This window comes from Bacillus sp. SSR7 (assembly GCF_055902415.1).
Genome location: NZ_JBVVXV010000001.1, coordinates 609,534 through 631,473, shown reverse-complemented (window position 1 = coordinate 631,473; position 21,940 = coordinate 609,534). Strand labels below are relative to the sequence as shown.

Below are 21,940 nucleotides of genomic sequence, written 5' to 3'. Positions count from 1 at the left end.
AGGAGCAGGAAACCATGAAGTTATTTCATACAGCGGATTGGCATTTAGGAAAGCTTGTTCATGGCGTATATATGACTGAAGATCAAAAGATTGTATTAGATCAGTTTGTACAAGCCGTTGAAGAAGAAAAACCAGATGCCGTAATTATTGCAGGGGATTTATATGATCGAGCAATTCCACCTACGGAAGCAGTAGACTTATTAAATGATGTACTACAAAAAATAGTGATTGATTTACAAACGCCAGTTATTGCAGTTGCTGGGAACCATGATAGTCCAGATCGTATTCATTTTGGAAGTGGTTTAATGAAGAAACAAGGATTATTTATTGTAGGGCAATTTCAATTTCCTTATGAACCAATTATTTTAAATGATGAATATGGGGAGGTTCACTTCCATCTCATTCCATATGCGGATCCAAGTATAGTTAGACATGTATTGAAAAACGAAGACGTACGTTCTCATGATGATGCGATGCGTATTTTTATGAATGAGCTATCTGAAACGATGGATAAAGAAGCTAGACATGTATTTGTTGGTCATGCATTTGTAACTTCTGCTGGAGAAGCGGAAGAGAATACAAGTGATGCTGAACGACCGCTTTCCATTGGTGGTGCTGAATACGTAAATAGTCATTATTTTGATAAATTTCATTACACAGCGCTTGGACATTTACATCAAGCGCATTTCGTACGTAATGAGACAATTCGATATTCCGGTTCGCCACTTGCCTATTCTATTTCTGAAGAAAAACATAAAAAAGGATATTATATTGTGGAGCTGAACGAGCAAGGTGAAGCAACAATTGAAAAAAGGTTACTTACACCACGCCGTAAAATGCGAACAGTAGAAGCGAAAATAGATGAATTGTTACAACATCCAGTAAGTGAAGATTACGTGTTTGTAAAATTATTAGATGAAAATCCCGTCTTGCAGCCAATGGAAAAAATACGCTCTGTTTATCCAAATGCAATGCATGTTGAAAGAGCCATTCAAAGACGAGAGTTCACTGAGTCAAATGAAGTAACTGTTTCCAGACATAAAATGGATGATTTATCATTATTAAAGGCTTTTTATAAAGAAATGAAAGGCTTAGATTTATCAGAAGAGAAAGAACGTCTATTTGTAGAAGTATTACAAACAGTGCAGGAACGGGAAGGTGAACGAGGATGAGACCGATTCAGCTTATTATGACGGCATTTGGCCCATATAAACAGAAAGAAGTAATTGATTTTGACGATTTGGGAGAGCATCGTATTTTCGCCATTTCTGGGAACACGGGCGCTGGAAAGACAACGATTTTTGATGCGATTTGTTATGTGTTATATGGTGAAGCAAGCGGAGAAGAACGAAGTGATACGAGCATGCTCCGCAGCCAATTTGCTGATGATAATGTGTATACAAGCGTAGAACTAACCTTTCAATTAAAAGGGAAACGTTATGAAATAAAACGACAACTGGGACATAAAAAACAAGGGAACAAGACGATTACGGGACATGCAGTAGAATTATATGAAGTAATTGATGAAGAGAAGGTTCCAGCTGTTGATCGTTTCCATGTAACGGATGTAAATAAAAAAGTAGAAGATTTAATTGGTTTAAGTAAACATCAATTTAGTCAAATTGTTATGTTACCGCAAGGGGAATTCCGAAAACTATTAACATCTGAGACCGAAAACAAAGAAGAAATTTTGCGTCGTATTTTTAAAACAGATCGTTATAAGTTAATGCGTGAGTTACTTGATCAAAAACGAAAACAATGGAAAGACGTCTTACAAGAAAAACAGAAAGAGCGAGAGCTATATTTTCGTAATGTTTTTAAATTACCAATCCGAGATGGAGCATTATTAGAGACATTAGTGGAACAAGAGCATGTAAATACACATCAAGTAGTAGAAGCATTAGAACAAGAAACAGCTGTGTATAAGGCAGAGGTTGAGCAATTACAAGTAGAACAAGATGTTCAAACGAAGCAATTAAAGGATGCTGAAACACGTTTTCATGTAGCGAAGTCTGTAAATGAGAAATTTATAGATTTACAACAAAAGAATGAGAAATATAATATTTTACAAGAAAACCGTTCAGTAATTGAAATGAAAGAAATATCTTTTAAGCGTGCGGAACAAGCGAAGCGCTTATTACCATTTGAACAATGGCACGAAGAAGCGATGGAAAATGAGCAGAAAGCTGAAAGTTTGTTAAAACAAATTATCGCTAAAAAAGAAAATATAATGAATAATTTTGAACTTGCTCAGGAGAAATATGAAGTAGTAAAGAATAAAGAACCTGAAAGAGAAGATGCAAAAAAACTCGTTCAAAGATTAGAAGAGTTACAACCGATTATTGCATCATTAGCTGAGAAACAGTTGAATTTACAAAAGGCAGAAATTCAAGTTGGGAAATTAAAAGAAGGTATGCACAACTTAGAGCGACAATTAGACGCGCATACAAATCAAAAACAGCTAATGTCTGATGAATTGCAACAATTAGAACGAGCGCTTGAGCAATATGTAGATAAAGTAGAAGAACTAACGAATATGCGAGAAGATGCAAAAGTTTTAAAGCAAGCATATGATGTATGGCAAGAAAAACAAAAATTCGAGCAAGAAAAAGAAACTGCATTTACTAAGATGCAAGAAGCAGTTCGCGCATATGAGAATATGGAACGTCGCTGGTTAAATGAACAAGCTGGTATATTGGCTCTTCATCTACATGATGGTGAATCTTGTCCAGTATGTGGCAGCACGAACCATCCGAAAAAAGCTACAGAGCAAAGTGATGCGATCGATGAAAAAGAGTTAAATGATTTAAGAGACAAGAAGAATATTGCCGAAAAATTACATGTGCAAGTAGAGGAGAAATGGAATTTCTATCGACTACAATATGAACAAGTTATAGAAGAAGTTTTAAAGCGCGGCTATAACTCGGAAGAATTAGCTGAAACATATAGTGCACTTGTTCAAAAAGGAAAACAATTAGCAACTGAAGTGAATACGTTAAAAGCCAGTGAAGAAACGCGTAAGCAAACAGCTGTGAAAATAAAAAGCATAGAAGAAAAAGTAGATGCACTTCAGAAGCAAAAGCGTGAGGTAGAAACAGAGCAGCACCGTATAGAAATGGATTGTATGCAGCTTCGTACGTCATATGAACATGATAAGAAAAATATTCCTGAAAACTTACAAACAGTACAAGCTTGGAAAGTTCAATTTGACCAAGCTATGCATGAACTCAAATTAATGGAAGACGAATGGAAGAAAGTGCAGGAAGCGTATCAACATTGGCAAAATGAACATATACGTATTCAAGCAGAGCAGGAAAGTGCTTCTACTCAATTTGAAAGTGCAAAATCGAAGAAAGAAGAGACTTTCACGCGCTTTATGAAAGAGCTTGAGCAGAGCGGATTTACAGATCAATCTACGTATAAAGAAGCTAAATTAAGTGATGCTGAGATGGAAATGATACAAAAAGAAATTCAAAGCTATTATTCATCTCTTGAAGTACTTGCGAAACAAATTGAAGAGTTACAGGGTGAATTAAAAGATAAAGAGTATATGGATATTACAGCGTTAGGTGAACATATAAAAGATCTAGAAATTAACCTTGATATCATTAAAGAAAAACGTCAACGTGCGCAAAATGCTGTCGCATATATTTCTGATTTACATGAAAATATTAGACGTATTGATGAACAAATTCATGAAGAAGAAAAAGCATTCCAAGAACTTGTTGATTTATATGAAGTAATGAAAGGTGATAACGAAAGCCGTATTTCATTTGAACGTTACATCTTGATTGAGTATTTAGAACAAATTGTTCAAATCGCAAATGAGCGATTACGTAAATTATCAAATGGACAATTTTATTTAAAACGAAGTGAACGAGTTGAAAAGAGAAATCGTCAAAGTGGATTAGGTCTAGATGTATACGACGCATACACAGGCCAAACACGCGATGTAAAAACTCTATCTGGCGGCGAGAAATTTAATGCATCGCTTTGCTTAGCGCTCGGAATGGCAGACGTCATTCAAGCATATGAAGGTGGTATATCCATCGAAACGATGTTTATCGATGAAGGTTTTGGTTCATTAGATGAGGAATCATTAACAAAAGCTGTAGATGCATTAATTGACTTACAAAAATCAGGCCGATTTATCGGTGTCATTTCACACGTTCAAGAGCTGAAAAACGCAATGCCAGCTGTATTAGAAGTAACGAAGCAGAAGGATGGGTGTAGTCAGACTCGTTTTGTGGTGAAGTAAGTTTAAGTGTAATTCAAAGTATTGTTTGTGATTTTCTAGTAAAGAACTTATGATAAAATAAATGCCGCCTCTTTTTAGAGACGGCATTTATTTGTTATTCAAAATTAAATAATTCACTTACGAGTTATCTGTAGAAGGCGGTGTATTTTCCAATCGATTATAAGTTTTAAAGGCCGAAATTGCCGAGATAACACCACCGACTAAAAATAAAGCTGATCCACCGACCAAAATGATACGACTGACATACGTTTCGCGCGCTTCTTCAACTTCTTCTTGTAACATTGTTGGCATTTGAAATCCCCCTTAACAACATTTATTTTGTAGATAGTATATACAAACGCCTAAAATATGTTAAAATCACTGGATAGTGTTAGGAGGAAGTATGTAGTTAGATGTGAATTGTTTGAAAAATCTTCATTACAAATTTATGCGAACTTCACATAGAGCACATATTAACATTGTATTATGTATATGTACCAAATAAATAAAGTGAATTGAATGTATTTCTGTTTTTAAAAATTTAAAATTCTATTATTTTTATATAAAGGTTTCACATCGGAGTTTTAAATATTTTGGAAATAGATCTAAATAAAAGGAATTCATATAAAAGGGGAATGTCTTATGACAACATATACGAGTGAAATGAAAAAAACTTTAGTTTCAGAAGAAGATGTAGATATTTTAAAAATTATGGCGCATCCAATCCGACTGCAAATTGTAAATGAATTAAGTACAAGAAAAACTTGTAATGTAACACAATTAACAGAGTTACTGAATATTCCACAATCTACTGTTTCACAACATTTATCAAAAATGAAGGGTAAAGTGTTACGAGCAGAGAGAAGAGGTTTAGAAATTTATTATCATATTAACAATTTAAAAGCCAGTAAGATTGTTAATGTTTTAGGATATATAAACTAATGAAGTATTTTCATATAAAATAGCCGCTGCTGGTAAGCAGGGGCTATTTTGTGTTGCTTTATTCCGCATTAGCTTTCCGTAAACGCCCGGTTGGTGCAACTGATTAAAACTTCATTTTATGTATTCGTATTTAAAATCTTATAGTTTTTATGATTTACAATTGTTCGATCAAATTCAAAAGTACCACCGCTTACATTTGTAATTTCAACTAAGACCGATTCAGTATAAAGTTTTAGTACAGATCCTGTAATCTTTAAATTATTTCGTTGAAAAAGTATAGTATCCCCTACGTTTGCTTTCATAGTACCTCCTCATTAAAGACAGAAATATTTTTTATTATATATATTAAACCACGTATAAGTATATTAGTGAATATTTAGTTTTATTTATCAAAAAAATATTTGTTGTCTAATAAAATAGTATAGAGTACTCCTATGTTAAAAGTTATATTTTATTTAACTTTATTATATGCAAAGTAAAGTGTTTCAGTATTAGCGAAACAATATTCTATGTAAATACTGCAGCGAAACAAATTATTCAAAAGACAGATACTATGTAGCCTAAAACGAAAAGTAGATAAGTAAAGTTTTTTTCAGTAGTACAAGAAAAAATATACATTTATTAATTAGATCTCTTTTTAATAAAATTCCAATTAAAAATATAGAAAAACTTTAATATAAAAAGGTGATCAATTATAAATGGAGAAGTAATATATATGAAAGGACAGATTTATATGAATAAAGGGAAAAAACAAGTTAGTCAACTTAGTTTTCTAGTGAATTTTTTGAACGACAAGGGGAGTTTTGTAAAAATTTAATAGTATTATAGTATCCCCTTGTAAAAAAATGGTTGGGGGAATATATAAATGATAACAGAAATGAATATTAAAGTAGTTTGTGAAGAATCGTTTTCAAAAAGAGAAATAAAAATTTTAGAGACGTTTCTTTCAACTTTATCGGGGCATTCTAACGCTCTTGTTACAAAAGAGGGAATGTTTTTAAACCCTTTAAGTAAAGAGAAGAGTGTGATTTATTATCACAACTTCGTATTTGTAAAATCACTAACAGAAGAAATGGGTGCAGAATTAAAAGAAGTTTTAACAAAACGTATTAAAAATGCTTTCATTATGATGGAATTTGTAGAGCCAATTGTTACATTTGAAGAAACTATTATAAACGTATAAAGAAAGTCAGGCTTATGAATTGAACTAATAAAACCGTCTCTTTAATAAATATTAAAGAGACGGTTTTATTGTTTCACTTTTTAAAAAAGGGTTCAAAAACAAATATAAATCGAACTTATACAAAACAATATAAATAACAGTTACGTATTTAAAAAATAGTTTTTTGTATTTCGTCCTTCATTTTCTGTAACTGACTCTATATTTTTGACGCTCTATCATGTAAGTGCTTACATGTTCAGAAACATCTTATACAATGAAGGTGTTAAATCAAAAGAGGTGACCAAAATGAACATTAAAAAAGTAAATTTAGCGAATAGCATTGAAATAGAAAGAGGAGGCAGAAAGGTATGAAAAAATCAACTGTTAATCCATGGCTTGTTGTCCTTGGCACAGTCATAGTACAAATGGGTCTTGGAACGATATATACATGGAGCTTATTCAATCAGCCTTTAGTTAGTAAATACGGATGGGGTCTTAACGCAGTTGCGATAACTTTCTCAATTACTAGTCTTTCCTTAGCATTTTCAACTTTATTTGCGAGTAAATTACAAGAAAAATGGGGACTTCGTAAACTTATTATGATAGCTGGACTAGCATTAGGGCTAGGATTAATACTTAGTTCACAAGCTTCCTCATTAATATTACTTTATGTACTAGCAGGAGTTGTTGTAGGGTATGCAGATGGTACAGCATATATCACTTCATTATCCAATTTAATAAAGTGGTTTCCAGAGCGTAAAGGTTTAATTGCTGGAATTTCTGTCTCTGCATATGGTTCAGGTAGCTTAATCTTTAAATACGTTAACGCACAGTTAATTGAATCAGTTGGTGTATCACAAGCATTTATATACTGGGGTTTAATTGTTACAGCTATGATTGTCCTTGGAGCTTGTTTAATCCATCAAGCTGCTGATCAAGGTGCAGTTCAAGAAACAAAAACTCATGAATATACAACAAAAGAAATGTTAGGTACAAAACAAGTATACTTATTATTTATTATGTTATTTACATCATGCATGAGTGGCTTATACTTAATTGGTATGGTAAAAGACATTGGTGTTCAACTTGTAGGACTTAGCGCAGCAACAGCTGCTAATGCGGTCGCTATGGTTGCAATCTTTAATACATTAGGTCGTATTATTCTAGGGCCGTTATCAGATAAAATTGGCCGTTTAAAAATCGTTACTGGCACTTTTGTTGTTATGGCGAGTTCAGTGTTAGTTCTAAGTTTCGTAGATTTAAATTACAGTATCTATTTCGTATGTGTAGCAAGTGTAGCGTTTTGCTTTGGTGGAAATATTACTATTTTCCCAGCTATTGTTGGTGATTTCTTCGGTATGAAAAACCATAGTAAGAATTACGGAATTGTATACCAAGGATTTGGATTCGGAGCGCTTGCAGGTTCCTTTATCGGTGCACTTCTAGGTGGATTCAAACCAACCTTCATGGTGATTGGCGTATTATGTGTCGTGTCATTCATTATCGCAATTTTAATTCAAGCACCTAAACAGAAAAAAGAACAAGAAGAAGAGTATCGCAGCGTAGCATAAGTATATAAATCTTCTATAACACTATGATCACGAAAAAGCATCCTGTTAAATAGGGTGCTTTTTTTGAATTATTTTAAGGGGGTTATATAATTTTTTAGGTTTTTTGAGACAAAAAAGTGAATGAAATTGTTATTTGGATTATATTGGAATATAAAAATGGAATATTATATTCGAAATACATATTAAATCTTAAATTATTAACAAGACATACATTGATATTTGCAAGATATATTTTCAGAAAAATATTGAGAAAGTATATATTTGAATTTTTCATAAAGCATTATAAATAAACGTATCTAAAGTTTATCTTTTTCAATTTTAAAATGAGGAGTTTGGATTTTATTTATAATATAAGTACTTTTAATGCGTTTAGATAAGATTTTAGTAGGATGATCTAAAATGTTTTATCTGAAAAATAAAAATAGGTTGACAAGTTTATTGAGAAAGATTATCATTTCGGTGTAAGAATATTAAATGAAAAACATTATCAATGAATAACATTTTGATGAAAAGTACACTTGACCAATTAGTTTAGTAAGTGTATTATTTTTTACATTGATAATGATAATCATTATCGCAATTTGTTTAATTAGATTAATTTTTAAATGAAAGGATAGAGGAAATGAACTTAGGGGAATTTGATGGAAAAACGGTTTTAGTAACAGGTGCAGCCCAAGGTATAGGTAGTGTTGTTGCCAAAATGTTTTTAGAAAGAGGAGCTACAGTTATTGCGGTTGATCAAAATGAAGAGGGGTTAAACGTTCTCTTAAATGAAAATGAATTACGTATGAAAACATTTCGTTTAGATGTGAGTGATAGTACCGCTGTTGAAGATATGGTAAACGGTATTGAAAATGATATAGCGCCGATAGATATATTAGTTAATGTTGCAGGGGTTTTACGTATGGGAGCGATTCACTCTTTAAGTGATGAAGATTGGAATAAAACATTCTCTGTAAATACTACAGGAGTTTTCTATATGTCCCGAGCGGTAAGTAAACGTATGATGCAAAGAAAGTCAGGGGCAATTGTTACAGTTGGTTCAAATGCAGCAAACACCCCGAGAATGGATATGGCAGCGTATGCGGCATCCAAAGCTGCAACGACGATGTTTATGAAGTGTTTAGGATTAGAACTTGCGGCATATAACATTCGCTGTAACTTAGTTTCTCCAGGTTCAACTGAAACTGAAATGCAAAGGTTACTATGGGCTGATGAGAATGGAGCAAAAAATATAATTGCTGGTTCTCAAAGTACATATAGACTCGGTATACCATTACAAAAAATTGCACAGCCTTCAGAAGTTGCCGAAGCGGTATTGTTTTTAGCTTCAGATAAAGCAAGCCACATTACAATGCACAATTTATGTATCGATGGCGGAGCTACATTAGGAGTGTAATAAAAAATTCAGGGGGTTACGATACTATGAATGAATTTACGGCTGTAAAGGAACTGTCAGAAAAACTTTTAGAAGATTATAAGACTGAATCTTCATTTTTTTTCGCTTCACCTACTCGAACGATATTGACAGAAGGAGAGTTTACTACAGTAAAGCATCGTGAAATTGAAAGTTTTCCAGAACTTGTACAAGCAGTATTACGTAATGCAAAACAAGCTGGAAATCCGAATCCTATCGTTGTCGGTGCTTTGCCATTTGATCGTAGAAAAGAAGTTCAACTTATCGTACCAGAATATAGCAGAATTTCTGATCGTTTACAATTGGATACAACAAATCAGCTTAAAACAAATGAGAAATTAACATTTGAAATGATGCCTGTACCAGATCCTGAAGTGTATATGAATGGTGTGCAGCAAGGAATTGAAAAAATACAAGACGGAGATTTTAAAAAAATCGTTCTATCCAGATCGTTAGATGTTAAATCTTCCGAAAAGATTAATAAGCAAAAACTTCTTCGAGAATTAGCAGAGCATAATAAGCATGGTTATACATTTGCTGTTAATTTACCGAAAGATGAAAACGAGAATAATAAGACATTAATTGGAGCAAGTCCTGAGTTACTCGTTTCACGTAATGGTATGCAAGTTATTTCTAATCCGTTAGCTGGTTCAAGACCACGTAGTGATGATCCAGTTGAAGATAAAAGAAGAGCAGAGGAATTACTTTCTTCTCCAAAAGATTTACATGAACATGCGGTAGTAGTAGAAGCGGTAGCTGCTGCGCTTCGTCCATACTGTCACACATTACATGTTCCAGAAAAACCATCCGTTATTCATAGTGAAGCGATGTGGCATTTGTCTACGGAAGTGAAAGGTGAACTAAAGGATCCGAATACTACTTCTTTGGAATTAGCAATTGCACTTCATCCTACGCCAGCAGTTTGCGGGACGCCTATGGAAGAAGCGAGAGAGGCGATTCAAAAAATTGAGCCATTTGACCGTGAATTTTTTACAGGAATGCTAGGTTGGAGCGATTTAAATGGAGATGGTGAATGGATTGTTACAATTCGCTGTGCTGAAGTGCAAGAAAATACCCTTCGATTATTTGCAGGAGCGGGAGTTGTGGCTGAGTCAAAACCAGAAGATGAGTTAGCAGAAACGTCAGCTAAATTTCAAACGATGCTGAAAGCTTTGGGGTTAAATGATAGTTCGTTGAATGAAAAATAGGGGGGAAAAAAGAATGCTAACAGGTTATATAAAATGGCCAAAAGAATTTGTCGATCGCTATCGAGAAGAAGGGTGTTGGCTTGGGGAAACATTTGGCGGCGTGTTAAGAGAGCGTGCTGAAAAATATGGAGATCAAATTGCAGTTGTAAGTGGAAATACGCATATAACGTATAGTGAGCTTGATAAAAAAGTAGATCGCTTAGCGTCAGGTTTACTGAATTTAGGAATAAAGCAAGATGATCGAGTTGTAATCCAACTACCTAACGTTATCGAGTTTTTTGAAATATGTTTTGCGCTATTTCGAATTGGAGCACTTCCTGTCTTTGCACTTCCTTCACATCGTAGTAGTGAAATTAGTTATTTTTGTGAGTTTGGTGAGGCGAGTGCTTACGTTATTTCAGATAAGGCTCTCGGTTTTGATTATCGAAAACTAGCAAGAGAAGTGAAAGAGAAAGTACCAACTTTACAACAAGTCATTGTAGTGGGAGAAGAAGAAGAATTTGTGAACATAAGTGATTTATATATAGATCCCGTTCCATTACCAGAAGTTCAGCCAAGTGATGTTGCGTTTCTCCAATTATCAGGAGGGACAACAGGACTTTCTAAATTAATTCCTCGAACGCATGATGATTATATTTATAGTTTACGTGTTAGCGCTGAAATTTGTAATTTGAATGCAGAAAGCGTCTATATGGCAGTTCTTCCAGTAGCACATAATTACCCGATGAGCTCTCCTGGAACATTTGGAACTTTCTATGCGGGTGGAAAAGTAGTGCTGGCAACTGGAGGTAGTCCAGATGAGGCATTTGCACTTATTGAAAAAGAAAAAGTTACGATTACTGCTCTCGTACCGCCATTAGCAATGATATGGCTTGATGCTGCATCTTCACGTAATAACGATTTATCGAGTCTAGAAGTGATTCAAGTAGGTGGTGCGAAATTTAGTGCTGAAGTTGCAAAACGTATACGCCCTACATTTGGATGTACATTACAGCAAGTATTCGGTATGGCGGAAGGATTAGTGAACTATACAAGATTAGACGATCCGGAAGAAATTATTATTTATACACAAGGTAGACCAATGTCTGCACTCGATGAAGTACGAGTTGTTGATGAAAATGACAACGATGTACAACCTGGCGAAGTAGGTAGTTTATTAACACGAGGTCCATATACAATTCGTGGTTACTATAAAGCCGAAGAGCATAATGCACGATCATTTACAAAGGATGGGTTTTATCGCACAGGTGATCTTGTAAAAGTAAATGAACAAGGATACATCATTGTAGAAGGAAGAGATAAAGATCAAATTAACCGTGGTGGTGAGAAAGTTGCTGCGGAAGAAGTTGAAAATCATCTATTAGCACACGATGCGGTCCATGACGTAGCAATTGTATCTATGCCTGACGATTATTTAGGTGAACGCACCTGTGCTTTTGTTATAGCTCGTGGACAAGTTCCGGCAGTAAGTGAATTAAAAATATTTTTAAGAGAACGTGGTATAGCGGCTTATAAAATTCCAGATCGAATTGAATTTATTGAATCATTCCCGCAAACAGGAGTCGGAAAAGTCAGCAAAAAAGAACTACGTAAAGTCATTGCTGAAAAACTTATTACAGTAAAACAATAATAAAAACCGGAAGGAAGTGATTAGATGGCTATTCCATCTATTTCAGTATATAAAATGCCAATTGAATCAGAACTACCAAAAAATAAAGTGAATTGGACACCAGACCCGAAACGTGCAGTACTTTTAATTCATGACATGCAAGAATATTTTCTTGATGCATATAGCGATAAAGAATCACCAAAAGTAGAACTTATTTCAAATATTAAAATGATAAGAGAAAAATGTAAGGAACTTGGTATACCAGTTGTTTATACAGCACAACCTGGTGGGCAAACGTTAGAACAACGAGGTTTATTACAAGACTTTTGGGGTGACGGTATTCCTGCTGGACCAGATAAAAAGAAAATTGTTGATGAACTTACTCCTGATGAGGATGATATATTCCTAACAAAATGGAGATATAGTGCATTTAAAAAGACAAATCTATTAGAAATTTTAAATGAACAAGGAAAAGATCAACTCATTATTTGCGGTATTTATGCGCATATTGGCTGTCTTTTAACAGCTTGTGAAGCATTTATGGATGGTATAGAGCCGTTCTTTGTAGCAGATGCAGTTGCTGATTTTTCACTAGAGCATCATAAACAAGCATTGGAGTATGCATCTAATAGATGTGCAGTAACGACATCAACAAACCTACTGTTAAACAATTTAAAAAGTGTAAAAGGTGATGAGAGTGAAGGGATCACTATACAGGAAGTGCATGAATTAGTTGCACAACTACTTCGTGAGCCAATAGAGAGTATTGGTATTGATGAGGACTTATTAATTAGAGGGCTTGATTCGGTCAGAATTATGAGTTTAGTAGAGAAGTGGCGTCGTGAAGGGAAAGAAATCACTTTTGCAGATTTAGCAGAACGTCCAACTGTTGCGGGTTGGTACAGTTTACTATCTTCACAAACAGCACAGGTGCTGTAACAAATAGACTACATAATAAAGGGGTAGTAAAGAATGCCTAACAGTCAAAAGATTCGTCATTCGTTATCATCTGCGCAGTCTGGCATGTGGTTTGCGCAACAATTAGATCCGCTTAATCCAATTTATAATACTGGGGAATATGTAGAAATAAACGGAAATATGAATCAAGAAATTTTCGAATTAGCAGTACGTAAAGTTGTAATGGAAGCAGAAGCACTTCATGTTCGCTTCGAAGAGGATGAAATGGGCCCATGGCAAGTTATTGAAGAATCACAGTTTCATATGCATTTTATTGACGTACGTAAAGAAGAAAACCCTGAAGAAGCTGCTAAAGCATGGATGAAAAATGATTTATCTATGCCAGTCGATTTGAAAAAAGATACTTTATTTACTGAAGCACTTATTCAAGTTGAAAATAATCGTTTCTTTTGGTATCAGTGCATCCATCACATTGTGATGGATGGCTATGGATTTTCACTTCTTAGCCAAAAGGTAGCGAATGAGTATACATCACTTATAGAAGAAACAAACAAGAATGAAAAGCCATTTGGTTCTCTTGCAAAAGTTGTGCAAGAAGATATGGAGTATCGTGCGTCTAAACAATTTCAGGAAGATCGTACTTTTTGGTTAGAAAAATTTGTGGATGAACCAGAAGTTGTAAGTTTGGCAGAACGAGCACCGAGAACATCAAATGGATTTTTACGCGAAACAGCATATTTATGTAGTTCTAGTACGAAAACTTTACTAGAAGATATCAATTTTTCGTTAACAAGTTGGCCGGAATTCATTGTCGCTGTAACAAGTATTTATATGCATAAATTAACAGGCGAAAATGATATTGTTTTAGGTTTACCGATGATGGGACGTCTAGGTTCGGTATCTATTCATACACCAAGTATGGTAATGAATTTAGTTCCACTTCGTATTACAGTAACTCCAAATATAACTCTTGCGGAATTATTGCAGCAAGTTTCTAAAGAAATCCGAGATGTACGTCGCCATTATAAATACCGTCATGAGGAATTAAGAAGAGAATTAAAGTTACTAGGTGAAAATCAAAGGTTGTTTGGACCGTTAGTGAATGTTATGCCTTTTGATTACGGGCTAAATTTTGCTGGAAATCGTGGTATTACACATAATTTATCAGCGGGACCTGTCGATGATTTATCAATAAATGTATATAAACGTTTTGATCAAAATGAGCTAATGATTCATTTTGATGCGAATCCGGAAGTATATAATGGTGCGGAGCTAGCATTGCATAAAGAAAGATTTATGCAATTATTAGAATTAATGATAAATGATTATCAAAAAGACGAGTCGATTGGAAAGATAAACATTACTCTTCCTGAAGAAAATCATAAAGTTTTATTGGAATGGAATGAAACAAAGGAAGACGATGAATTAATCAGTCTGCCTATATCATTTGAAAAACAAGTGCAAAAAAATCCCGATAAACTAGCGATTACTTGTGACGGTGTAAACCTTACGTATAAAGAGCTAAATGAACGAGCGAATGAACTAGCACATTATTTAGTAGAAGAAGGAATACGACCAAACCAGTTTGTAGCTTTAGTATTTCCAAGATTAACGGAAATGGTTGTTAGTATGCTAGCAGTTTTAAAGGCTGGTGCAGCGTATTTACCAATAGATCCAGAATATCCAGCCGAGCGAATAAATTATATAGTAAATGATGCAAAACCAGCTTGTATCATAACACATTCATCTGTTTCATCTAAGTTAGTTATAAAAAATGATATGAAAAAAATTGTATTAGATGACGAAGAAACGAAACTAGCATTACATACATATTCTCGTATGAATATAGCATGTAAGAATGATATATCACTTTTAAACCCAGCCTATACAATATATACTTCAGGCTCAACAGGAAACCCAAAAGGTGTAATTGTTCCTATGAGAGGTTTAAGTAACTTTTTAATGGCTATGCAACAAAAGTTTTCGTTACATGAACATGATCATTTATTAGCAGTTACAACATTTGCGTTTGATATTTCTGCTCTAGAAATTTATTTACCTCTTATTAGTGGTGCAAGTTTAACAATTGCGCAAAAAGAAGACATACAAGAGCCTTCTGCATTAACGACACTTTTACATGAAGAAAGAGTGACCATTATGCAGGCTACACCGACGCTTTGGCAGGCGTTAGTAACTGATTATCCGGAGAGGCTACAAGGGCTAAATGTGCTCGTTGGTGGTGAAGCTCTTCCTGCGCATTTAGCAAATACATTAAAAGAATTAGGTTGCGCTATTACAAACTTATATGGACCAACTGAAACGACTATTTGGTCTACTGTCATGAACATCGATGAAAGGGAAAGAGGTATACCTCCTATCGGAAAGCCAATTTGCAATACAGACGTGTATGTATTAGATGCAGGGTTACAACCAGTTCCACCTGGAGTGATTGGGGAATTATATATTGCAGGGGAAGGACTTGCAAGCGGATATTTAGGAAAACCAGAGTTAACGGCTGAACGGTTTGTTGCAAATCCTTATGGAAAACGAGGAGAGCGCATGTACCGTACTGGTGATCTTGTAAAATGGCGCAATGATGGTGTGCTAGAATATGTGAGCCGTGCAGATCATCAAATTAAAATTCGTGGTTTCCGAATTGAATTAGCTGAAATTGAAATGGTATTACAACGCCATGAAAATATTAAGCAAGCAGTAGTAATGGTACGAGAAGACCGCCTGAATGATAAACGAATCATCGCGTATATCGTTGCCGAAGAGAAGGAAACGATTCATCTTTCAGAAATTCGTTCTTATGTTTCAGAAAGTTTAGCGAATTATATGGTGCCATCAGCATTTGTATTGCTAGAAGAATTACCGTTAACGCCAAATGGTAAGGTTGACAGAAAGAAATTACCTGCTCCTGATTTTAATGGAATGAACAATGAGAGGGTTGCTAGAAATCCGAAAGAAGAAATATTATGTGATTTATTTGCAGAAGTACTTGGTGTTTCTCGAATTAGCATTGATGATAATTTCTTTGAAATGGGTGGACATTCACTTCTCGCATCTCGTTTAATGGCAAGAATTCGTGAAACGTTAAGTGTGGAACTAGGAATCGGGAAACTATTTGAATCACCAACTGTTGTTGAATTAGCGAAACAATTGGATCGAGCAAAAACTGCAAGACCAGCGATTAAGAAAGTAAGTAGGCCAAATGAAGTTCCACTTTCATTTGCACAGCGTAGATTATGGTTCTTACATTGTTTAGAAGGTCCAAGTCCTACTTATAATATTCCGTTAGTCATTCGTTTGTCTGGAAAGTTGAACGAGGAAGCATTGCAAGGTGCCTATTATGATGTTGTTGAGAAACATGAAACGCTTAGAACGATTTTCCCTAACGTATTAGGTAGTTCCTATCAGAAAATTTTAGATATGGAAAATTTAAATATAGAAATGATTATAACAAAAACATGTAAAGAGGAATTAGAAAGTGTGCTTGCAGAGGCGGTAAGATATAGCTTTAACCTTGATTTGGAACCCGCAGTTCGTATGCAGCTATTTACATTGAATGAAAACGAACATGTATTATTAATTCTATTACATCATATTGTAGGTGACGGCTGGTCATTACAGCCTTTAACGAGAGATTTTACAGCGGCTTATAAAGCGCGATGTCAAAGTGACAGAGTTCAGCTGGAGACACTTCCAGTTCAATACGCAGATTATGCACTTTGGCAACAGCGATTGCTAGGTGATGAAACAACACCAGAGAGTCTTATTTCAACACAATTAGATTTTTGGAAAGAAGAACTTAAAGGTTTACCAGACCAAATGGAGTTACCTACAGATTTCCAGCGTCCAATTGAGACGAGTTACCGCGGGGAAACAATTCATTTTCATATAGATGAAGGTATGCATAGTAGGTTAGTAGAGCTTGCACGTAAAAATGGAGTTAGTTTGTTTATGGTATTGCAAGCAGGGCTTAGTGCACTATTTACAAGATTAGGTGCAGGCACTGATATACCAATTGGAAGTCCGATTGCTGGAAGAAACGATGATGCACTCTCTGACATAGTTGGTTTATTTGTAAATACATTAGTGTTACGTACAAATACTTCAGGAGATCCAAGTTTTAAAGAATTATTAAATAGAGTGAAGCAGGTAAATCTTGCAGCTTATGAAAATCAAGATGTTCCATTTGAAAGACTTGTTGAAGTGTTAAATCCAGTACGTACTCGAAACAGCCACCCGTTGTTTCAAGTTATGTTAGCTTTTCAAAATACACCAGAAGCAACGTTTCATGTACCAGATTTAGAAGCGAGCCTTGAAATTCAAAGCGTTGGTTCTGCAAAATTTGATTTAACATTTGAAATTAGTGAGAGTAACGGGGTTGATGGTACTCCGAACGGTTTACATGGATTACTAGAGTTTAGTACCGATTTATATAAACGTGAAACGGTTCAAAAACTAATAGAACGATTCATTTTGTTATTAGATGATGCAGCTACAAATCCGGATCAATCCATTGGCAGATTAGAAATATTAACTTTAGCAGAGAAAAATACAGTGTTAGAAAAGTGGAATGGTGGTTTTCAAATTGCACCAGAAATGACATTGCCACAATTATTTGAAAAGCAGGTTCATATAAATCCAAATTCTATTGCTGTTGTCTTTGAAGATAAGAAATTAACTTATGAAGAGTTAAATACAAAAGCAAATAAAATAGCTCGATTCCTAATAGCAAAAGGAATTGGTCCTGATCAACTCGTTGCTTTAGCAATGCCAAGATCATTAAACATGGTTGTAAGCTTATTAGCTGTTCTTAAAGCTGGTGCTGGATACCTACCGTTAGATCCAGATTACCCGTCAGATCGTATTTCATTTATGCTCCATGATGCGAAACCATCATGTGTTTTAACAAACTCAGAAGTGGAAATTGAATGTGATGAGGCACTAAAAGTTTTAGTTGATGATGTGAAAGTAATAGCAGAAGTTGAGAAATATAGTGAAGAAAATATTGATGAAGTGGAACGAATTAAGCCATTATCTCCATCACATATTGCTTACGTTATTTATACGTCAGGCTCAACGGGTAGACCGAAAGGCGTTATGATACCTCATCAAAATGTAGTAAGACTTTTAGGCGCAACTGATCATTGGTTCCAGTTTGACGGGAACGATGCTTGGACGATGTTCCATTCATATGCTTTTGATTTCTCGGTTTGGGAAATTTGGGGGCCTTTATTATACGGAGGGCGTTTAGTCGTAGTGCCACATACGGTAAGTCGCTCGCCGAAAGAATTTTTACAGCTTCTAGTTAAAGAAAAGGTTACGGTTTTAAACCAAACTCCATCAGCGTTCTACCAATTGATGCAAGCAGATCGTGAAAATGAAGAGATTGGTCAAAAATTATCTTTACGATATGTTGTTTTTGGAGGAGAAGCACTTGAGCTAAGTCGCTTAGAAGATTGGTATAGTCGACATCCTCATAACGCACCGAAGCTTATTAATATGTATGGTATTACGGAGACGACAGTACATGTTAGTTATATTGAATTAGATGAAACTATCGTCTCTTTACGAGCAAATAGTTTAATTGGGTGCAGTATACCTGACCTTAAAGTGTATGTGTTAGACAACTACTTACAACCAGTCCCACCTGGAGTAGTTGGAGAAATGTATGTTGCAGGCGCAGGGCTTGCGCGTGGATATTTAGGAAGAGCAGGATTAACGGCTGAACGCTTTATTGCAGATCCATTTGGCAAGCCAGGTACAAGAATGTATCGTACTGGAGACTTAGCACGTTGGCGTCAAGATGGGACGCTAGATTATATAGGACGTGCAGATCATCAAATAAAAATTCGCGGATTCCGAATTGAATTAGGAGAAATAGAAGCAGTCATAATGAAGCACCCTAAAGTTGAGCAAGTAGCCGTTATTGTACGGGAAGATCAACCGGGGGATAAACGGTTAGTTTCTTATATCGTCGCATCAAATAATGAAGCGATTGATACGAATGAAATGCGTCAGTTTGCTAGTGGTAGTTTACCAGATTATATGGTTCCATACGCTTTTGTAGTAGTAAATGAGTTACCTTTAACTCCGAACGGTAAATTAGATAGAAAGGCATTGCCAGCTCCAAAATTTATCGCATCATCTTCTAGTCGTGGTCCAAGAACACCGCAAGAAGAAATGCTATGTGACTTGTTTACAGAAGTGCTAAGTGTGCCTCAAATTGGAATTGATGAAGGATTCTTTGATCTTGGTGGCCATTCACTCCTTGCAGTGCAGCTTATGAGCCGCATGAAAGAGGCGCTTGGAGTGGAACTAAACATTGGTACTTTATTTGCAGCACCGACTGTTGCAGGGTTAGCTGAAAGACTTGAGATGGGGAATGGTCAAAGTGCACTTGATGTGTTGCTGCCATTACGAGCAAGCGGGAATCAATTACCACTATTTTGTGTACATCCAGCAGGTGGATTAAGTTGGTGCTATGCAGGACTTATGAAATCTTTAGGAACAAATTATCCAATCTATGGTGTACAAGCACGTGGCATCGCTAAAAATGAAGAACTTCCAAAAAGTTTAGAGGAGATGGCGGCGGATTACTTAAAACACGTTCGTGAAGTACAGCCTCATGGACCATATCGTTTATTAGGTTGGTCGCTTGGAGGAAATGTTGTGCATGCAATGGCGGCGCAACTACAAAATGAAGGGGAAGAAGTAGAATTACTCGTTATGCTTGATTCTTATCCTGGACACTTCTTACCGAATACGGAAGCACCTACTGAAGAGGAAGCGTTAATCGCCTTACTTGCTTTAGGCGGATATGACCCAGATAACATGGATGGTAAACCACTTACAATGGAAAGTGCAGTTGAAATCCTTCGTAAAGATGGAAGTGCATTAGCAAGTCTTGAAGAAGAGACTATATTGAACTTGAAAGAAACATATGTAAATTCAGTAGGGTTGTTAGGGAAATATGTACCGAAAGTTTATAACGGAGATATCTTATTCTTTAGATCTACTGTTATACCAGACTGGTTTGATCCTATTTCTCCAAATACGTGGCTAAATTATTTAGATGGACAAATTGTGCAGCATGATATTGACTGTAGACATAAAGATCTATGTCAGCCAGGTCCACTTACGGAAATTGGACAAGTATTAGCGAAATATTTGCAGAATAAGAAAGGGGTAAGTAGAGTATGATGAATCCATTTGAAAACGATAATTACACATATAAAGTATTAATAAATGAGGAGGGCCAGTATTCTCTCTGGCCTGTCTTTCTTGATGTACCTATTGGGTGGAATGTCATACATGAAGAAGCTAGCAGGCATGATTGCTTACAATATGTTGAAAATAACTGGACTGATTTGAATCCAAAAAGTAATCAAGCTGGTGAAAAAATAGTAGTAGGAAAACGATAATGAAAGCAAAAATAAATCCAAAAGTAGTTGTAAGCATCGTATATATAACAGCGATGTTTATGGCTGCGATGGATGCAACAATTGTGAACGTAGCACTACAAACGATAAGTAAAGAATTACAAGTAGCCCCATCTGCAATGGGGACGGTTAATGTTGGGTATTTAGTTAGTTTAGCTGTTTTCCTTCCGATTTCCGGTTGGTTAGGAGATCGATTCGGTACGAAAAGAGTATTTCTAACTGCTCTTTTCGTATTTACAACTGCATCTGCGTTATGTGGGATAGCGAACGATATTACATCATTGAATATTTTTCGTATTATTCAAGGTGCTGGTGGAGGGCTTTTAACGCCAGTTGGGATGGCGATGTTATTCCGAACATTTTCACCAGAGGAAAGGCCGAAAATTTCTCGGTTTATTGTGTTGCCAATTGCTGTCGCACCGGCAGTAGGACCAATTATTGGTGGCTTTTTTGTAGATCAAATGTCTTGGCGCTGGGCATTTTATATTAATCTACCGTTTGGAATCGTTGCATTGCTATTTGGACTTCTATTTTTAGCAGAGCATGTTGAAAAATCAGCTGGTCGCTTTGATTCTCTCGGCTTTATTTTATCAGCACCAGGATTTGCGATGCTCATATATACACTCAGCCAGGGACCATCAAAAGGGTGGATTTCTCCAGAAATTATGAGTACAGGGATTTCTGGGCTTGTATTCATTACATTGTTTATAATCGTAGAACTGAAAGTAAAGCAACCGATGTTAGATTTACGCTTATTAAAAGAACCAGTCTTTAGAAAGATGAGCCTTATATCATTATTTTCATCAGCTGGTTTACTAGGAATGTTATTTGTTTTTCCGCTTATGTATCAAAATGTAATAGGAGCATCCGCACTGGAATCAGGTCTTACTACATTCCCAGAGGCAATTGGATTAATGATATCGTCACAGATTGTGCCTTGGTCATATAAGAAATTAGGTGCTCGTAAGGTAATTTCTATCGGGTTAATTTGTACGGCGATTATCTTTGTTTTATTAAGTTTTGTAAATCACGATACGAATCCTTGGCAAATACGGGCATTATTGTTTGGCATAGGTATTTTCTTAGGACAGTCAGTTGGAGCAGTTCAATTTTCTGCATTTAACAATATAACGCCACCTTCTATGGGGAGAGCAACTACTATATTTAATGTGCAAAATCGATTAGGTTCAGCAATAGGAGTTGCTGTTTTAGCTAGTATATTAGCTGGTTTTGGAAATAACAGTGCACAACATAATGCTCATTCAGATTTCGTGCCATATCAAGCGGCATTAATTGGGTCAGCAATATTTTTACTCGTAGCATTACTATTTTCTTTACGTATTTCTGATAAAGAGGTAATGTCAAAAAAGAAGAAAAAACCGTTACCTGTATTACAAAAAGAGAAAGAAATTGTAAATGAATAAG

At 35.5% G+C, this 21,940-nt stretch carries 14 protein-coding genes; 12 read left to right on the top strand and 2 right to left on the bottom strand.

The annotated features are described in order from the left end of the window. Positions 1-14: 14 nt before the first annotated feature. Positions 15-1,172: an exonuclease SbcCD subunit D gene (locus tag AC0NJG_RS03095; RefSeq protein WP_474062831.1), complete on the top strand. Its 1,158-nt coding sequence runs from the start codon at positions 15-17 to the stop codon at positions 1,170-1,172. Further along, positions 1,169-4,258 carry an AAA family ATPase gene (locus tag AC0NJG_RS03090; protein WP_087952466.1) on the top strand — a complete coding sequence of 1,030 codons (3,090 nt, stop codon included), beginning with the start codon at positions 1,169-1,171 and terminating at the stop codon, positions 4,256-4,258. Before AC0NJG_RS03095 ends, AC0NJG_RS03090 begins: the two co-directional genes overlap by 4 nt. Before the next feature lie 117 nt (positions 4,259-4,375). On the opposite strand, the gene AC0NJG_RS03085 is transcribed toward AC0NJG_RS03090, so the two are convergent. Continuing rightward, positions 4,376-4,549 carry a hypothetical protein gene (locus AC0NJG_RS03085; RefSeq protein WP_001142748.1) on the bottom strand — a complete coding sequence of 58 codons (174 nt, stop codon included), beginning with the start codon at positions 4,547-4,549 and terminating at the stop codon, positions 4,376-4,378. Positions 4,550-4,879: 330 nt separating this feature from the next. Between AC0NJG_RS03085 and AC0NJG_RS03080 the strand changes: the two genes are divergently transcribed. Continuing rightward, on the top strand, positions 4,880-5,179 hold the full coding sequence (locus AC0NJG_RS03080) for an ArsR/SmtB family transcription factor (RefSeq protein WP_000214794.1): 300 nt from the start codon (positions 4,880-4,882) through the stop codon (positions 5,177-5,179). A 116-nt stretch (positions 5,180-5,295) separates the two neighbouring features. Here AC0NJG_RS03080 and AC0NJG_RS03075 read toward each other — a convergent pair whose 3' ends face one another. Further along, complete coding sequence (locus AC0NJG_RS03075; RefSeq protein WP_000646791.1) at positions 5,296-5,481, bottom strand: YkvS family protein; 186 nt, start codon at positions 5,479-5,481, stop codon at positions 5,296-5,298. A 563-nt stretch (positions 5,482-6,044) separates the two neighbouring features. Here AC0NJG_RS03075 and AC0NJG_RS03070 point away from each other — a divergent pair. The 9 genes from AC0NJG_RS03070 to AC0NJG_RS03030 all read left to right on the top strand — a co-directional run bounded on the left by AC0NJG_RS03070 (position 6,045) and on the right by AC0NJG_RS03030 (position 21,939). Continuing rightward, the gene (locus AC0NJG_RS03070) at positions 6,045-6,362 is read left to right on the top strand and encodes a hypothetical protein (RefSeq protein ID WP_071724911.1); all 318 of its coding nucleotides are present in this window, start codon (positions 6,045-6,047) and stop codon (positions 6,360-6,362) included. Between the two features lie 347 nt (positions 6,363-6,709). Beyond that, on the top strand, positions 6,710-7,912 hold the full coding sequence (locus AC0NJG_RS03065; protein WP_087952468.1) for an L-lactate MFS transporter: 1,203 nt from the start codon (positions 6,710-6,712) through the stop codon (positions 7,910-7,912). 622 nt (positions 7,913-8,534) lie between these two features. Further along, complete coding sequence (gene dhbA / locus AC0NJG_RS03060) at positions 8,535-9,311, top strand: 2,3-dihydro-2,3-dihydroxybenzoate dehydrogenase (protein ID WP_087952469.1); 777 nt, start codon at positions 8,535-8,537, stop codon at positions 9,309-9,311. A gap of 26 nt (positions 9,312-9,337) precedes the next feature. Continuing rightward, a complete protein-coding gene (gene dhbC, locus AC0NJG_RS03055; protein WP_087952470.1) occupies positions 9,338-10,537 on the top strand; it encodes an isochorismate synthase DhbC in 1,200 nt (399 codons plus the stop codon). Positions 10,538-10,550: 13 nt separating this feature from the next. Beyond that, positions 10,551-12,167 carry a (2,3-dihydroxybenzoyl)adenylate synthase gene (locus tag AC0NJG_RS03050; protein ID WP_474062830.1) on the top strand — a complete coding sequence of 539 codons (1,617 nt, stop codon included), beginning with the start codon at positions 10,551-10,553 and terminating at the stop codon, positions 12,165-12,167. Positions 12,168-12,191: 24 nt separating this feature from the next. Next, entirely contained in the window at positions 12,192-13,085 is an 894-nt protein-coding gene (locus tag AC0NJG_RS03045) for an isochorismatase family protein (RefSeq protein ID WP_143881095.1), read from the top strand. A 33-nt stretch (positions 13,086-13,118) separates the two neighbouring features. Continuing rightward, complete coding sequence (locus AC0NJG_RS03040; RefSeq protein WP_474062829.1) at positions 13,119-20,276, top strand: amino acid adenylation domain-containing protein; 7,158 nt, start codon at positions 13,119-13,121, stop codon at positions 20,274-20,276. Next, on the top strand, positions 20,273-20,497 hold the full coding sequence (locus AC0NJG_RS03035; protein WP_087952474.1) for an MbtH family protein: 225 nt from the start codon (positions 20,273-20,275) through the stop codon (positions 20,495-20,497). Before AC0NJG_RS03040 ends, AC0NJG_RS03035 begins: the two co-directional genes overlap by 4 nt. Continuing rightward, positions 20,497-21,939, top strand: a complete 1,443-nt coding sequence (locus tag AC0NJG_RS03030) for an MDR family MFS transporter (protein WP_088327869.1) — start codon at positions 20,497-20,499, stop codon at positions 21,937-21,939. The genes AC0NJG_RS03035 and AC0NJG_RS03030 overlap by 1 nt, the downstream gene beginning before the upstream one ends. The last annotated feature ends 1 nt before the right edge of the window (position 21,940 follow it).